The organism is Paraburkholderia xenovorans (genome assembly GCF_046030735.1).
Taxonomy (GTDB): Bacteria; Pseudomonadota; Gammaproteobacteria; order Burkholderiales; family Burkholderiaceae; genus Paraburkholderia; species Paraburkholderia xenovorans_A.
In genome coordinates, this window is the sequence record NZ_JAQQBV010000007.1 from 25,266 (window position 1) to 39,533 (window position 14,268).

The window sequence follows — 14,268 nt, forward strand, 5'->3', positions numbered from 1 at the left end:
CCTGCGTTTCAAACAGACCCGGCAGGCCAGCTGATTTCGAAGCGCGCACCAGTGAGCGTCACCGGATCGGTAACGGCGATCCGGCCGTGATGCGCGCGCAACACCTGTTGCGAGATCGCGAGCCCGAGACCATAGCCGCGCGTCTGACGATCGAGCCGTACGAACGCATTGAAAATGTGCTCGCGCTGCTCGGGGGGCACACCGGCGCCGTCGTCTTCCACATAGATTTCGACATTGCCATGCCTGAGCTCGAGCCCAACCACGATCCGCGACCTCGCATACCTGCTGGCGTTGCGCAGCAGGTTGCGCATCGCGTAGGACATCAGGCGCTTGTCCATCACCACGCGTAGCGCCGGGGCCGCCTCCGTGCGCGAGACGATCTGTTTGTCCTGATAGAGCAGCGTGGCGTCGACGATCTGAGCGTCGAACCATGCGACGAGCGAGGTCGACTCGAGATTCGATTGCAGCGAGCTGTACTCGAGCCGCGCATAGGTCAGGCTCATGTCAATGAGTTCGTCGAGTTCGGTGACGTCCTGGTCGATACTCGCCAATGCGCCTTGATATTCGGCGGCCGACGCGGGTTCGCGCAGACTCTCCACCGCGAAGCGCACACGCGCCAACGGCGTGCGCAGTTCGTGGGAAATACCGTTGGTCAGCTCGCGCTGCGCGGCGATCAGACGTTCCATCCGCTCGGCCAGCGCGTTCAGCGTGCGCGCGAGCGGCCCGATGATCACGCTGTGCGACTCGCGGGCTCGGGTATTGAAACGGCCGCCGGTGAAGTCGATCGCGCGCTCGCGAACCATCACGAGATCCAGCCACACCGGACGCATCCACCGGTAAGCGGAGATGGCCGGAAGCAGCAGCGTGGCCAACGCGACCGGAAGGCCGCGCCGCGCCGCCAGCAAGCTCTGCCAGAGCGGCTCCGGCGTGGGCAGCGTAAAACTGAGCGTTACGATGGCGGCAGCCAGTACCAGTACGGTCAGGATCAGCAGACGCGTATAGACGCGCAGATAAAGCATCGACCAGCTCGGAATCCGGTCCGCACGCGTGTCGGTCCATGAGCGGCGGAAACGCAGCCAGCGCCACTTCAGATAACGGTAGGGAGTGAGCGAGTGTTGCTCCGCTGCGGACGGCACGTTCTTTTTTCTCCTGCTCGCCGATTAGACCTTTTGAAGAAACGCCAGCGATTGCCATGTGGAGTTTTGTCGACAAACATTTCGCGGCATAACCGGCCGCGTGTTCCTCACCGCAGCGATAGAAGCAGTATACGCAACCGTCAATCCCACGCGAGCTTGCTGAACTGATAACCCTTGCCGCGTACCGTCTTGATACGCTGCGGCGTGGTGCTGTCGTCCTGCAGCTTGCGGCGCAGCTTGGAAATGCCGCCGTCGATCGTGCGGTCGAGCCCGTCGAATTCGATCCCGCGCAATTGGCGCATCAGGTCGTCGCGGCTCACTACCTCGCCCGCGCAACTCACCAGCGCCCACAGCAGATCGAATTCCGCCGACGTCAACAGGGGCACGCTGCCATCCGGCAGCTTCACGGTGCGGCTCCCCCGGCTGATCTCGAACTTGCCGAACGCGTAGCTCTCGGGTTGACCGGCCTCCGGCGCGCGCGGGACCGACCGGCGCAGTTGCGCCTTGACGCGCGCCAGCAGTATGCGTGGTTCGACCGGCTTATGCACGTAGTCGTCCGCGCCGAATTCCAGCCCGAGCACTTCGTCGAACTGCTCGTCGCGCGCGGTCACCATGATGATCACACCGTCGAATTGCTCGCGCGCCTCGCGGCAGATCTGAAAACCATCTTTGCCCGGCAGGTTCACGTCGAGAATCACGAGGTCCGGGCGCTGCAAGAGGATGGCCGCTACCGCATCGTTGCCGTGCAGCACGGTCTCGACTTCATAACCATTTTTGCGCAGATAGGCGGCAACCAGCGCGGACAAACGATCGTCGTCTTCAACTAGCAGGATGCGGGATGGCATGAGGCGAACCGTTCCAGATTGACTGTTTCGATAGCGGCAAAGTACTGGAATTATACCGCGCGCTATCCGCAAAAATACGCTGACGCGGGACGCCGCACATAGTTCGTACGACAGAGGTACATCGGCTTCGACACACCCGGATGAACGCAAAAGTGCGCACACGGCATACTGGGCGCCTCGTATATCGTGCAGCAACTTATACAAAACTCGACAAACTCGCAAACATTTCAACAAATCCGCGAGATGCGTGGCCCTAACATTCGTTCACTCGAAACTGCCGAAGGGAGCTGCCATGACGCCTGTGAACGACGCAGAGACTCGCGCCAGATCGCATTGGCTTAGCACGCTCACACAACCGCTTGCCGCGATCCGGCATGCGGCTCGCGCCGTGTACCCCGGCAACAACCGATTCCATCAATGGCGGCGCATTCGCCTGTGGTTGCGTGCGCTCGCGTGCTGGCATTCGACCCGGGTCTGGCTGGAACGCTGCACGCAGTCGTCGCTGCACGATCTGGTGCGGCGTCATCCCGGCGCGCTCGAACGCATCCATCGGCCGTTTCTGCATTCGAGCTTCAACGCGCGCGAACGTCTTACCGCCAGCCTCGACCATCATTTGCTGACCCACCAGCGCGTGCCCCATGTGGCCGCGCGCATCGACGCCGTCGGCTCGGCGCGGATCGCGTCGTTCACGGTGGGCGAGGAGCGCTGGAACGTCTCGCTGGAGTCGAGCGAACAGTTTCAACGGGAAGGCGACTGGACCCTCTGCATCCGCGACGTGCGCGGTCAGCGTATCGTGTCCTGCACATTCAGTCTTGCGCATCTCGGCGGCAAGCTGCGGCGCGCGCGCCTTTGCGTCGGCGCCGTGCAAGGTCCGGACAGCTCGGTGAACGGGCGTGAGCTGTTTCGCGCGCTGACCCGTCGATGGTACGGATTGCGACCGAAAGTACTGGTGATCTATCTCGCGCAGTGCGTCGCCGCGTCGCTCGATGTCAGCGGCACATTCATCGTTTCGCAGCAGGCGCACATCTCCGCGAACTGGCGTTACTGCCTGAGAAAGCGCCGTGTGGCGGCGGACTACGATCGCCTCTCGATCGAGTGCGGCGCGCTCGCGCGCTGGAACGGCTGGTTCGTGCTGGCGCCTCCGGCACGCTATCTGGCCGAGCGGCAAACCGCCGACGGCGGCGACGCCACACGTCGCAAGCGCTACGCATTGCGAAGGACGCTCGCCGAACAGATTCGCCTGAGTGTCGGCGCGAGCCAAACGCCAACGCTTAACGTTGTGCGTATGGCGGCCTGAATTCGACGCATTTTTTCATTGACAAGCCGCGCGACAAAACGGAACGGCCGGACGATAGACAGCCGCTACTGGTCGTACATTTTTCCGTAGTACCAGGCAGTGTCGACGCCGATAGCGTGCTGCGCGTGTACGATGCGCGTGTCTGGCTCACACGCATCAACTCCATTGACGATTACTGGATCGCTCCAGACCACGAATTCCGTCTGCAACGTAACGAACACGTGTGGCTCAGCACGGATAGCGACATTGCCGCACGTGTTTCGCTGAATTGCGCGCTGCCCACGCACCGCGGCTGGTTGGGAAACGCAAACGCCCCTGCTACGAGGGGCGTTTGCGGATCATGCAGGCAGGCTTCAGGAAGACCGTTTGCCGTGTTGTGTTTTCACTGTATGCGGTGTGTAGCGCTCATCACATGCGCGGACGAACCCGCACGCAGTTTATTGCACCGCTTCCTGCGGCGTCACCTGTACCGCGGCAGCCGAAACGAACACCGCATGAATCGTATCGCCGACCTTGATGTCGTGCAGCTCGACGTCCGGTCCGACCTGCAGCGTTTGCGTCTGAGTGGCGCCGCGCAGCGTGACGAGGCGTTTCTTGCGGTCGATCTTCTGCACGGTGGCCAGTACTTCCACCTGACGCGCCGATTCGAAGCCGCCGGAGGCCGGTGCGTAAACCTGCGTATCGACCCGTGCGCGAATCCCCTTGTCCTTGCCTGTGACCTTGTCCGCCTTCACGAGCAACGCGTTCTTGTACAGCACATCCACGCGGTCGCCGACTTTGAGCTTATCGAAACCTTCGACCTGCTGACTCACCAGCACGACCACCGCGTTTCCGCCCGGCCCTTTGAGCGTGAGCGTGCGGCTGCCCGGATCGATGCCGACGATCTGCGCCTTCACATGCACCGGCGGCACGGCGCTGACGATACCCTGAGCGGCGCTTGCCAACGCATCTTGTGCCCAAACCGGTTGTGCGGCGGCCGCGGCCGCCACCAACAAAGCTGCTCCAATCGTCGCTACTTTCATCCACGCTCTCCTTGCAAAAATGTTCGATCTGCTGGGATGGCATTCCCGAACCGCGAATACCGATTCTCAATACGACGAATGCATTAACTATTCAGGATGACACTTATCGAAAGGCTTACAGCGAAACGATTGTACATGCCTTACAAGATGCCCACTCTTTTAAATTGTGATTTGGATTTCGCAATTCGATACGCGCCGAATTAATGCGGCATGGCGTCGCGCCTCACTGAAGCATCGCGGACGAGACGATCTGCATGAGACGGTTTTATATGAAACGGCAATTGCGAATATGCGAGAAGCATTAAATACATACTGAATGTCAACACAGGATGGTGATTATCGCCGTCAACAGCCTATTCGCGACAACGTGAAACTGAATGGCGATTAACGACTAACGTACGCCTATCCAATACACGCCGATTCGATACCGCGCAGCAAATAAAACAGCCCTGTCGCCGAAGCGAAAGGGCTGTTCATCATGCAGCGACACGCGAACGTTTCATGCCGGCCTGGCGCCGGGCGGTCGCTCTTCGTTCGTCGAATCGATTACACGCGTTCGATAGCGATCGCGATCCCCTGGCCGACGCCGATGCACATCGTGCACAACGCAAAGCGCCCCTGCGTGCGATGCAGTTGATACATCGCCGTGGTGACGAGGCGCGCGCCGCTCATGCCGAGCGGGTGGCCGAGCGCGATTGCGCCGCCGTTCGGATTCACGCGGGCGTCGTCATCCGCGATGCCGAGTGCGCGCAGCACCGCGAGACCTTGCGACGCGAATGCTTCGTTCAGCTCGATCACGTCGAACTGGCCGATGGTCATGCCGAGACGCGCCAACAGTTTTTGCGTGGCAGGCGCCGGGCCGATGCCCATCACGCGTGGCGCCACGCCTGCCGTGGCGATACCCAGCACGCGCGCGCGCGGCGTGAGGCCGAAGCGTTTGGCGGTGGCTTCGTTGGCGAGCAGCAAAGCCGCGGCGCCATCGTTCACGCCCGACGCGTTGCCGGCCGTCACCGTGCCGTCCGGGCGCACCACGCCCTTCAGTTTGGCGAGCGTTTCCAGGCTGGTTTCGCGCGGGTGTTCGTCTTGCAGCACCGTGATCGGATCGCCCTTCTTCTGCGCGATCGTCACGCCGACGATTTCCTGCGCCAGCGTGCCGTCGCGTTGCGCTCGCGCTGCTTTCTGCTGGCTGCGCAGCGCGAATGCATCCTGGTCGGCGCGGCTGATGTTGTAGTCGGTGGCGACGTTTTCGCCCGTCTCCGGCATCGAATCGACGCCGTACAACTTCTTCATCAACGGATTGACGAAGCGCCAGCCGATCGTCGTGTCGTAGATTTCGGCCTGACGCGAAAACGCGCTGGTGGCCTTGCCGGTCACGAACGGCGCGCGGCTCATGCTTTCGACCCCACCCGCGACCATCAACGCCGCCTCGCCCGATTTGATCGCGCGCGCGGCAATGCCGACCGCGTCCATGCCCGACCCGCACAGGCGATTCACCGTGGAGCCCGGCACGTCCAGCGGCAAGCCCGCGAGCAGCAACGACATGCGCGCGACGTTGCGGTTGTCTTCACCGGCCTGGTTCGCGCAGCCGTAGATCACGTCGTCGATCGCGCTCCAGTCGACGTCCTTGTTACGCTCCATCAGCGCTTTGAGCGGCACCGCGCCCAGGTCGTCAGCGCGAACCGACGACAGCGAACCCGCATAGCGGCCGATTGGGGTGCGAATGGCGTCGCACAGGAATGCTTCGGTCATGTGATGTCTCCAGTTGAATGTGCTGCGTGCGCCGCGCCGCCGACGGCTCGATCCGCGAACGGAACGGCGAGTCCGACATCATGGTAAATGTTCTATATACGAACAGACGGTCATGTATCGAACAACTAGGCTCGATGATAGGCGTGGGTCGGAAAGCATGTCAAGCAAAGCCGGGCGACGCTCAGGAAAAGCACGCGGCGTGGGGCTTTGCTTCGACGAGTCAAACAGACATCGCAGGACGAATCGCGCGTTCGTGTCCGTAAGCGCGCAGTAAAGCAAATCGCGACCGACACGCCGCATGGGCGAGTTTTTAGCGGATCTGAATCCGCTCGTCTTCGATATAGCCGCGAATCACGTCGGCAAAGCTGCGCTCGGCGCTGAGGCCGAGTTGTTCGGCGCGCGACGTATCCCACCGCCCCGGCCAACTGCCGACAATCTTCTCCACCCGCGCATCCGGCGCCCACACGATCCGCGCGGCGACCGTGTCGCCGGCGACGTCGCGCAGCGCCGCCACCATTTCGTCGACGCTCACAGAAATGCCGGGCAGATTCAGCACGCGCTGGTTGCCGAGCACGCCAGCATCGAGTTCGAGACCGGCGATCAGACTTTCGATCGCCTTGCGCGGCGACAGCAGCCACAAACGCGTGCTACCCGCCACCGGGCATATCGCCGCTTCGCCGTTCAGCGGTTCGCGCACGATGCCGCTCGCGAACGAGGAGGCCGCCGCGTTCGGCTTGCCCGGCCTCACGCTGATGGTGGGCAGCCGCAAGACGCGACCGTCGACGAAACCGCGCCGCGAGTAATCGTTCAGCAGTAACTCGGCGATCGCCTTCTGCGCGCCATACGACGACTGCGGGTTCAACGCCGTATCGTTGCGCACCACGTCAGGCAGATCGCCGCCGTAAACCGCGACCGAACTCGTGAACAGCACGCGGGGAGCGTGGCCGCGCTGCCGGCACGTCTCCAGCAGCAGACGCGCCGCGTCCAGATTGATGCGCATGCCCAGATCGAAATCCGCTTCGGCCTGCCCGCTCACGATCGCGGCCAGATGGAAGATCGACGAAGTCTGCGCGTCGATCACGCGTTCGAGCACACTGTGCTCCGCGATATCGCCCACTTCCACGCGTACGCGCCTGTCGCCGAAATCGTCCGCGCGCACGACATCGAACAGCACGAGTTCGGTGATCGTTTGCGGCGTGCCGTTCGCGTCTTTTAGCGTGCCACGCGCCAGCAGTTCGCGCGCGAGACGCTGACCGAGAAAACCCGCGCCGCCGGTAATCAGTACTTTCATGATGAACGTCTTCCTTTAAGCGTGGGCCGGCGAGATGTGCGGATGAAGCGGCCGGCTTGTTAGTCGGCTTGGCGTCGCGCGGCGTCCAGATACGGTTTCAGCCAGCCCAAACCCGCCGAAGTGCCCGCCCGCGGCCGGTATTCGCAACCGATGTAGCCGTCGTAACCGAGCGTGTCGATCAGATCGAATAGATACGGATAGTTCAGTTCGCCGATATCCGGCTCGTGCCGCTCGGGCACCCCTGCAATCTGGATGTGACCGATACCGGCGATGTCGCGCCTGAGTTTCATGGCGAGATCGCCTTCGACGATCTGGCAGTGATAGCAATCGAACTGCACCTTCAGATTCGGCGCGCCGACTTCGGCGCAAATCGCCTGTGCGTCGTCCTGACGGTTCAGGAAGAAGCCCGGTATGTCGCGCGGGTTGATCGGCTCGATCACGACCGTGATGTCCTCGGCTTGCGCCGCATTCGCCGCATAGGCGAGGTTTTGCAGGTACACGTCGCGATGCTGCGCGCGCGATTGGTCCGCGCCGATCAACCCGGCCATCACGTGCAGTTTGCGATTGCCGATCACGCGCGTGTACTCGAGCGCGGTCTCCACGCTGCGGCGAAATTCATCTTCGCGACCCGGCAGCGATGCGATGCCCCGTTCGCCCGCGGCCCAATCGCCCGGCGGTGCGTTGAAGAGCGCCTGAGTCAGACCGGCGGCGTCGAGCCGCGCCTTGATTTCACCGGCACGAAAGTCGTAGGGAAAGAGGAATTCGACCGCGTTGAAACCGTCCTTCGCCGCAGCGGCGAAACGGTCGAGAAACGCGTGCTCGTTGTACATCATCGTCAGATTGGCGGCAAAGCGAGGCATCGCAACAACTCCTTGAATTCGGGTTCTACCAGCGCGCGCCGAATACGGCGCGCAGTTCTTCGATGGCCGCGTCGTCAAGCGGCGCGGGCCGTGGGTTCGTCATCAGCCATAAGCGGGCCGTTTCCTCGAGTTCTTCCAGCACGTGGGACGCGTGCGTCACCGAGCGCGCCCACACTACCGGACCCAGACGCTCGAGTAAAACCGCGCGGACGCTATCGGCCAGCGCGGCGATCTCCGCGGCCACTTGCGGGTCGCCTGGGCGCCGATAGCGAATCAGCGGTACGTGTCCCACTTTCATCACGTAGTACGGCGTGACCGGCGGCAGCACGTCGTGCTCGCTCCACACGCCCGCCAGTGTCAGCGCGACAAGGTGTGTCGAATGGGTATGTACGATACCGCGCGCTTCACCGTTGTTTGCGTAGATGCCGCGATGCAACGTCAATGTCTTCGACGGCTTGCCGCCCGACACCGTGTTGCCGTCGAAATCGACTTTGGCGATGTCGGCGGGATCGAGCCGGCCGAGACACGCGTCGGTGGGCGTGATCAGCCAACCGTCGTCGAGCCGCGCGCTGATGTTGCCGGCCGTGCCTACCGTATAGCCTCGTTCATACAGACTCGCACCGGTCACGCAGATTTCTTCGCGGACCCGGGCTTCGTGCGTCGTGTGGCGTGCGGGCGTACCGGTCATGGTGCGGTTCCGTCGAGATGACGCAGCGCTTTGTCGAAGAAATCCACGCTGCCGAAGTTGCCGGATTTCAGCGCGAGCGCCAGCGGTTCGCCTTCGATCGTAGCGGTGGCCGGCACACCTGGATCGATCTGCGCGCCGATCCGCAACGAGCGCACGTCGAGCGCCTGGACTACCGCGCCCGAGGTTTCGCCACCCGCCACCACGAAGCGGCGCACGCCGCGCTCGCGCAAACCGCGGGCGATCGACGCCAGCGTCGCCTCGACCAGTTGCCCGGCTTCGCTCCCGCCTAACTCGCGCTGCACTGCTTTGACTTCTTCAGGCGTGGCGGTCGCGTAAATCAGCACGGGTTCCGCTTTGTCGAGATGCGGCTGCGCGAAGGCCAATGCCTGATCGACCACCGGCTCGCCGCGCGCCACGGCGAGCGGATCGATGCGAAACGCGGGCCGCGAAGAACGCCATGCCGCCACCTGCGCGTTGGTCGCTTTCGAAGCACTCCCGGCCAGCACCGCCGACAATCCTTCGACTCGCGGCAAACGCGCGGCATCGGTTTGTTCCGCGAGCAGACCCGCGCGCCGGAAATTGCCCGGCAAACCGAGCGCGATCCCGGAGCCGCCCGTGATCAGCGTGAGGTCCGCACAGGCCTCGCCGAGCACATGGAGATCGGCGTCGGACACCGCGTCGGCAATCGCGATGCGCACGCCTTCGTGGCACAACGCGTCGAACGATTCGCGCACCTGGGCAACGCCTGGGGCCACCGCGTCATAACGCACCAGGCCCACTTTCGAGCGCGTCTGACGTTGCAACACGCGCACGAGGTTTGCATCGCGCATCGGCGTAAGCGGATGATTTTCCATCCCCGACTCGTTGAGCAACGCGTCGCCGACGAACAGATGGCCGCGAAAAATCGTGCGGCCGTTCTCCGGAAACGCCGGGCATGCGATCGTAAAAGCACCCGCGCCGTGTTGCGAAGACAGAGCATCGAGCAATGCGTCCGTCACCGGACCGATGTTGCCCGCGTCGGTCGAATCGAATGTCGAACAGTATTTGAAGAAGAACTGGCGGCATCCCTGCGCGCGCAACCAGTCGAGCGCGGCGAGCGATTGCGCGAGCGCGTCGGCGGCGGCAATCGTGCGCGACTTCAGCGCGACGACCAGCGCGTCGGCCTCGACTGCCGCATCGGAGTCGGGCACACCGATCGTCTGCACCGTACGCATCCCGCCGCGCACGAGCATGTTGGCGAGATCGGTGGCGCCGGTGAAATCGTCGGCGATGCAACCGAGCAGCGGACGTTGTTGCGCAGCGTTGATTAAAGTTGCCATAACGGATAGAGCCTCGCTTATTTCGCCGCCGGCAAGTCGATGCCGGGAAAAATCCTGATCACCGCCGAGTCGTCTTCACCGCCGTGGCCGGCTGTCGACGCCATCATGAACATCTGATGTGCAGCCGCCGACAACGGCAGCGGAAACTTCGAACGCCGCGCGGTATCGAGCACGAGGCCGAGGTCTTTCACGAAGATATCGACCGCCGAAAGCGGCGTGTAGTCGCCGTTCAGAATGTGCGGCACGCGATTCTCGAACATCCACGAATTGCCCGCACTGTGCGTGATCACGTCGTACAGCGCGTCGGGGTCGACGCCTTCGCGCAAACCAAGTGCCATCGCCTCGGCCGCCACGGCGATATGCACACCGGCCAGCAACTGGTTGATGATCTTCACTTTCGACCCGGCACCATGCGCGTCGCCGAGGCGATACACCTTGCCGGCCATCGCAGCGAGTACGTGTTCGCAGGCGGCGTACGCGGCGGCCGGGCCGGAGGTCATCATCGTCATTTCGCCGGACGCGGCGCGCGCGGCGCCGCCCGACACCGGCGCATCGAGCATCTGCAAACCCACCGCCTCGATGCGTTTGCCGAGTTCGGCCGCGAAATCCGGCGCGACGGTGGCGCTCGCGATCACCACGCTGCCGCTCTTCATTGCCGCGGCCGCGCCCTGGTCGCCGAACAGCACCGCTTCGGTCTGCGCGGCGTTCACCACCAGCGTGATAACCACGTCGCACTGCGCGCCGAGTTCGGCCGGCGTTGCGCAACCCACGCCGCCTTCCGCGACGAAAGCCTGCAGAACCTCGCGACGCAAGTCGCACGCGTGAACGTGAAAACCCGCGCGCAGCAACGAACGGGCGACACCCAACCCCATTGCGCCTAGTCCGATGACACCGACATTTCTGGACATGCCCGACCTCGTTGAATGAATGACGTGCTTTCGCTCGAGCCCCTGACGCCTCAACCGATCCCCGCCGCCGCGAGCCGACGCGCCGCGTTGTACAGATGGGTTTGCGCCGCGTTGCGTGCGGCCAGCGGATCGCCGGCCCGAATCGCTGCGGCAATGGCTGCGTGCTCTTCGCGCACCTGCCGCGAAAAGTCCTCGCGCAACGCCTCGTTGCGACGCGTGACGAGCGTGCCGGCTTCAAGATACTGATTCAGGAACGTGAGCGTCTTGAGGAAATACGGATTGCCGGTCACCGCTGCGATCGTGCGATGAAACCCGACGTCTTCCGCGACGCCGTCTTCGCCTTCAGCCACCGCCGCGTCGATCTTCGCGAGCGCGGTGTCGATCGACTCCATGTCGGCATCGCTGCGATGCAGCGCGGCTTCAGCGGCGACTTCCGCCTCGATGGCCCGCCGCAGCGCGAGAATCTGCACGACCGAACCGGGCTCGACCGCTTCCGCGTAATCGATCCGCAGCGGCCGGATCGCGCCGTGCGCCGCGATGAACACGCCGCTGCCCTGACGCGGCTCGACCACGCCTTCGTTCTTCAGCCGCGAGATCGCCTCGCGGATCACCGTGCGGCTGACGCCGAACTGCTGCGCCAGCACGGCTTCGGTCGGCAGTTTGCCGCCGCGCTCGAACGCGCCTTTGTCGATCTGCTTGAGCAGTTGCTGCGCGACGGTGTCGCTCAGCGCGCGCGCAGGAATCTTTTCGAACATGGGTGTCCTGGCCGCTCGGCGGTTGAGTTGCGAAGTTGTCGGGTCATCATACAAATTTGCGACCCGCCTGGGCATCGCGGCAAACCCTGAGATGGGTGGTCACACCTGCGTGAAGTTGGCGAAACAGAACGCTTGAGCTATCGTCACGGCTTTCCGGGGTGTCGCGCCAGGATCGGCGCGCCCGGCATCCGCACACTTCGAACCGAGCTTTCAAGGCCCATGAGCAAAGCCCTGCCGCCGTCTTCCGCCGTTCCTGCCAGCGCCGAACCGGCCCCGGACAAACCGGGCGATTCGTATGTGCAGTCGTTCGCGCGCGGCCTCGCGGTGATTCGCGCGTTCGACGCGTCGCGCCCGGAACAGACCCTCACCGACGTCGCCGCCGCCACCGGCCTCACCCGCGCGGGCGCACGGCGCATTTTGCTGACGCTGCAAACGCTCGGCTACGTCGAAGCCGAAGGCCGCCTGTTTCGCCTGACGCCGAAGATCCTCGATCTCGGCTTCGCGTATCTGACCTCGATGCCGTTCTGGAACCTCGCCGAGCCGGTGATGGAAGCGCTGGTCGCGCAGGTGCACGAAAGCTGTTCGGCGGCCGTGCTCGATCGCACCGAGATCGTCTACGTGCTGCGCGTGCCGACTCACAAGATCATGACGATCAACCTGTCGATCGGCAGCCGCTTGCCGGCTTATTGCACGTCGATGGGCCGCGTGTTGCTGTCCGCGCTCGACGACGCGACGCTCGACGCCACGCTGAACTCGGCGCCGCTTTACGCGCACACGCCGCGCACCGTCACCGACAAGGAAGAGCTGAAGAAAGTGATCGCGCAGGTGCGCCGCCAGGGGTGGGCGATCGTCGATCAGGAACTGGAAGGCGGACTGATTTCGTTGTCCGCGCCGATTCGCAATCGCCAGGGCCGCGTGATCGCGGCGATGAACATCAGCGGCAATGCGCAGCGCAATTCGGCAAAACAGATGGTGAAGGCGTTTCTCGAACCGCTGCAACATGCGGCGCAAACGGTGTCGGAGATGGTGGCGCGGCGCGGGTGAGCGGGCTGCCGCGGAAATCCCACCTGCGGCGCACGGGTTACCACGGGGCCGCGGCGGCGTGGCAACTTCACCCCCACCTCGCTTGCCACCCACACGTCAAAACGCGTTGTAAGGACCGACGCCACCGGGCGTTGCCTTTCCGTCAAGCGCAACAAACACTTTTCTACCAAAGAAGAACGGCATTCCCCAAAGGAACGATCCTTGAGCCAGATCGGATGATTTCCCTATATTCGCCGCTGACCTGTTTGGATCCACAGATTCCGGCGACTCAATCTGGAAACTGACCAGTTTATGCACGCCGTTGGCTCCAACCATTTCCGCCGATAGCGTTTGGGTACTCGTGGGACAATAAAAATCAGGTTCGCTCGCACAGACAGGCCCGCCCTCGAACGGAAAAATCAGTATCTGCGTGCCACTGTCGATGAAACTATTCGGCAAGCTTCGGCCGTTGAATACGGTGGATATATTTCCCGACGCGTCCAAGGTCAGGACACTCGCACTGCCCAGTTGATTGTTCGACGCCGTGCCGATTCCGAACACCATGGTCCCGGTCAATTTGTCGGGACGTCCATCCGTCAAGGGCGGTAAATCCAGCAAGAACCCATTGTTATGGACAGGAAACAAGGCAATCGGGTTTGTCACCTGATCAGCCAGAGGTACCGGCACAAATCTGGTCTTCCCTTGCTCAGAAACATAGTACGTCTCGTATTGAGTGGCGTCACCGGAACATTTGTCGCCGCAATCCTGGATAGCATGACTGACGCCCAGAATCCCATTGGTAGGGGATCCCAATTTCGCCTGAGCCGCGGCGGGATCGCCCGGCAACGAACGATCCGTCACGACGTGAATAGGAACACTCGTCGCGATTTCGCCCGCGAGCTTGATGTCGGCCCGTTTGACGTCTCCGCGCAACAAAGTACCGTCAAGGAAGCCTGCCTGCGCGCTCAATGAACTGCCGTTCAAAGTAACGGCTGGTAAAGACAAAGAAACATCTCTCGCGAAAAGCCGTAATCCGGATGAACCGGTATCGATCAGCACATTGTCGATCGACTGACATTGCGATGTACCAGGCACACAAATCGTGACGGTCGTCGTTGGCAGGTTTCCGCCCGCCGTTCCATCGCCCTTACCCACTGTCACGGGTACGACGTTATTCACTTTCTCAACGGCTGGCGTACTAGAAAGATCGTCACCACAGGCACTTAACAACAGTGCCACGCTGAATGCCACAACTATCCCTGCCTTCATCCGAGGTCTCGCGTCTGATTGCCCAAAAATCAGTATCGCGAGTTTCTGCAGCGAGGTCTGTGCAAATATGTAGATATCCGTACTAAATTGTGCAAAGTCATAGACT

Annotated in this window: 13 protein-coding genes and 1 pseudogene; 3 read left to right on the top strand and 11 right to left on the bottom strand. The window is 62.6% G+C overall.

Annotation, left to right across the window (positions count from 1 at the left end; genetic code table 11):
- Positions 1 to 8: 8 nt before the first annotated feature.
- Together PQQ51_RS08710 and PQQ51_RS08715 are read right to left on the bottom strand one after the other, a co-directional pair.
- Positions 9 to 1,136: an ATP-binding protein gene (locus PQQ51_RS08710; protein ID WP_408496369.1), complete on the bottom strand. Its 1,128-nt coding sequence runs from the start codon at positions 1,134 to 1,136 to the stop codon at positions 9 to 11.
- Between the two features lie 140 nt (positions 1,137 to 1,276).
- Positions 1,277 to 1,981 (bottom strand): response regulator, encoded by a 705-nt coding sequence (locus PQQ51_RS08715; protein WP_408496370.1) that lies wholly within the window; start codon positions 1,979 to 1,981, stop codon positions 1,277 to 1,279.
- A gap of 292 nt (positions 1,982 to 2,273) precedes the next feature.
- Between PQQ51_RS08715 and PQQ51_RS08720 the strand changes: the two genes are divergently transcribed.
- Both PQQ51_RS08720 and PQQ51_RS08725 read left to right on the top strand, forming a co-directional pair.
- Positions 2,274 to 3,278, top strand: coding sequence for a DUF535 family protein (locus PQQ51_RS08720; protein WP_408496371.1), 1,005 nt, complete (start codon positions 2,274 to 2,276; stop codon positions 3,276 to 3,278).
- A 68-nt stretch (positions 3,279 to 3,346) separates the two neighbouring features.
- Positions 3,347 to 3,505, top strand: a pseudogene (locus tag PQQ51_RS08725) (DUF2917 domain-containing protein); the annotation flags it as partial.
- Between the two features lie 210 nt (positions 3,506 to 3,715).
- On the opposite strand, the gene PQQ51_RS08730 reads toward PQQ51_RS08725, so the two are convergent.
- The 8 genes from PQQ51_RS08730 to PQQ51_RS08765 form a co-directional block, all read right to left on the bottom strand.
- Complete coding sequence (locus PQQ51_RS08730; protein ID WP_408496372.1) at positions 3,716 to 4,300, bottom strand: hypothetical protein; 585 nt, start codon at positions 4,298 to 4,300, stop codon at positions 3,716 to 3,718.
- A 546-nt stretch (positions 4,301 to 4,846) separates the two neighbouring features.
- Positions 4,847 to 6,049, bottom strand: coding sequence for a 3-oxoadipyl-CoA thiolase (pcaF, locus tag PQQ51_RS08735; protein WP_408496373.1), 1,203 nt, complete (start codon positions 6,047 to 6,049; stop codon positions 4,847 to 4,849).
- Positions 6,050 to 6,359: 310 nt separating this feature from the next.
- On the bottom strand, positions 6,360 to 7,340 hold the full coding sequence (denD, locus tag PQQ51_RS08740; RefSeq protein WP_408496374.1) for a D-erythronate dehydrogenase: 981 nt from the start codon (positions 7,338 to 7,340) through the stop codon (positions 6,360 to 6,362).
- A gap of 59 nt (positions 7,341 to 7,399) precedes the next feature.
- Positions 7,400 to 8,200 carry a 2-oxo-tetronate isomerase gene (otnI, locus tag PQQ51_RS08745; protein WP_408496375.1) on the bottom strand — a complete coding sequence of 267 codons (801 nt, stop codon included), beginning with the start codon at positions 8,198 to 8,200 and terminating at the stop codon, positions 7,400 to 7,402.
- Between the two features lie 25 nt (positions 8,201 to 8,225).
- Positions 8,226 to 8,888 (bottom strand): 3-oxo-tetronate 4-phosphate decarboxylase, encoded by a 663-nt coding sequence (gene otnC / locus PQQ51_RS08750; RefSeq protein WP_408496376.1) that lies wholly within the window; start codon positions 8,886 to 8,888, stop codon positions 8,226 to 8,228.
- On the bottom strand, positions 8,885 to 10,207 hold the full coding sequence (gene otnK, locus PQQ51_RS08755) for a 3-oxo-tetronate kinase (RefSeq protein WP_408496377.1): 1,323 nt from the start codon (positions 10,205 to 10,207) through the stop codon (positions 8,885 to 8,887). The genes otnC and otnK overlap by 4 nt, the downstream gene beginning before the upstream one ends.
- A gap of 17 nt (positions 10,208 to 10,224) precedes the next feature.
- The gene (ltnD, locus tag PQQ51_RS08760) at positions 10,225 to 11,115 is read right to left on the bottom strand and encodes an L-threonate dehydrogenase (protein WP_408496378.1); all 891 of its coding nucleotides are present in this window, start codon (positions 11,113 to 11,115) and stop codon (positions 10,225 to 10,227) included.
- 50 nt (positions 11,116 to 11,165) lie between these two features.
- A complete protein-coding gene (locus PQQ51_RS08765) occupies positions 11,166 to 11,870 on the bottom strand; it encodes a FadR/GntR family transcriptional regulator (protein WP_408496379.1) in 705 nt (234 codons plus the stop codon).
- Positions 11,871 to 12,089: 219 nt separating this feature from the next.
- Between PQQ51_RS08765 and PQQ51_RS08770 the strand changes: the two genes are divergently transcribed.
- Positions 12,090 to 12,914 carry an IclR family transcriptional regulator gene (locus PQQ51_RS08770; protein ID WP_408496380.1) on the top strand — a complete coding sequence of 275 codons (825 nt, stop codon included), beginning with the start codon at positions 12,090 to 12,092 and terminating at the stop codon, positions 12,912 to 12,914.
- A gap of 96 nt (positions 12,915 to 13,010) precedes the next feature.
- Here PQQ51_RS08770 and PQQ51_RS08775 read toward each other — a convergent pair whose 3' ends face one another.
- Positions 13,011 to 14,162: a DUF3443 family protein gene (locus tag PQQ51_RS08775; RefSeq protein ID WP_408496381.1), complete on the bottom strand. Its 1,152-nt coding sequence runs from the start codon at positions 14,160 to 14,162 to the stop codon at positions 13,011 to 13,013.
- Between the last annotated feature and the right edge of the window lie 106 nt (positions 14,163 to 14,268).

What these genes read in the sequence shown, in the direction of transcription:
- PQQ51_RS08715 (WP_408496370.1), bottom strand. Translation starts at nt 1,981, where the DNA reads ATGCCATCCCGCATCCTGCTAGTTGAAGACGACGATCGTTTGTCCGCG.
- PQQ51_RS08720 (WP_408496371.1), top strand. Translation starts at nt 2,274, where the DNA reads ATGACGCCTGTGAACGACGCAGAGACTCGCGCCAGATCGCATTGGCTT.
- PQQ51_RS08730 (WP_408496372.1), bottom strand. Translation starts at nt 4,300, where the DNA reads ATGAAAGTAGCGACGATTGGAGCAGCTTTGTTGGTGGCGGCCGCGGCC.
- pcaF (WP_408496373.1), bottom strand. Translation starts at nt 6,049, where the DNA reads ATGACCGAAGCATTCCTGTGCGACGCCATTCGCACCCCAATCGGCCGC.
- denD (WP_408496374.1), bottom strand. Translation starts at nt 7,340, where the DNA reads ATGAAAGTACTGATTACCGGCGGCGCGGGTTTTCTCGGTCAGCGTCTC.
- otnI (WP_408496375.1), bottom strand. Translation starts at nt 8,200, where the DNA reads ATGCCTCGCTTTGCCGCCAATCTGACGATGATGTACAACGAGCACGCG.
- otnC (WP_408496376.1), bottom strand. Translation starts at nt 8,888, where the DNA reads ATGACCGGTACGCCCGCACGCCACACGACGCACGAAGCCCGGGTCCGC.
- otnK (WP_408496377.1), bottom strand. Translation starts at nt 10,207, where the DNA reads ATGGCAACTTTAATCAACGCTGCGCAACAACGTCCGCTGCTCGGTTGC.
- ltnD (WP_408496378.1), bottom strand. Translation starts at nt 11,115, where the DNA reads ATGTCCAGAAATGTCGGTGTCATCGGACTAGGCGCAATGGGGTTGGGT.
- PQQ51_RS08765 (WP_408496379.1), bottom strand. Translation starts at nt 11,870, where the DNA reads ATGTTCGAAAAGATTCCTGCGCGCGCGCTGAGCGACACCGTCGCGCAG.
- PQQ51_RS08770 (WP_408496380.1), top strand. Translation starts at nt 12,090, where the DNA reads ATGAGCAAAGCCCTGCCGCCGTCTTCCGCCGTTCCTGCCAGCGCCGAA.
- PQQ51_RS08775 (WP_408496381.1), bottom strand. Translation starts at nt 14,162, where the DNA reads ATGAAGGCAGGGATAGTTGTGGCATTCAGCGTGGCACTGTTGTTAAGT.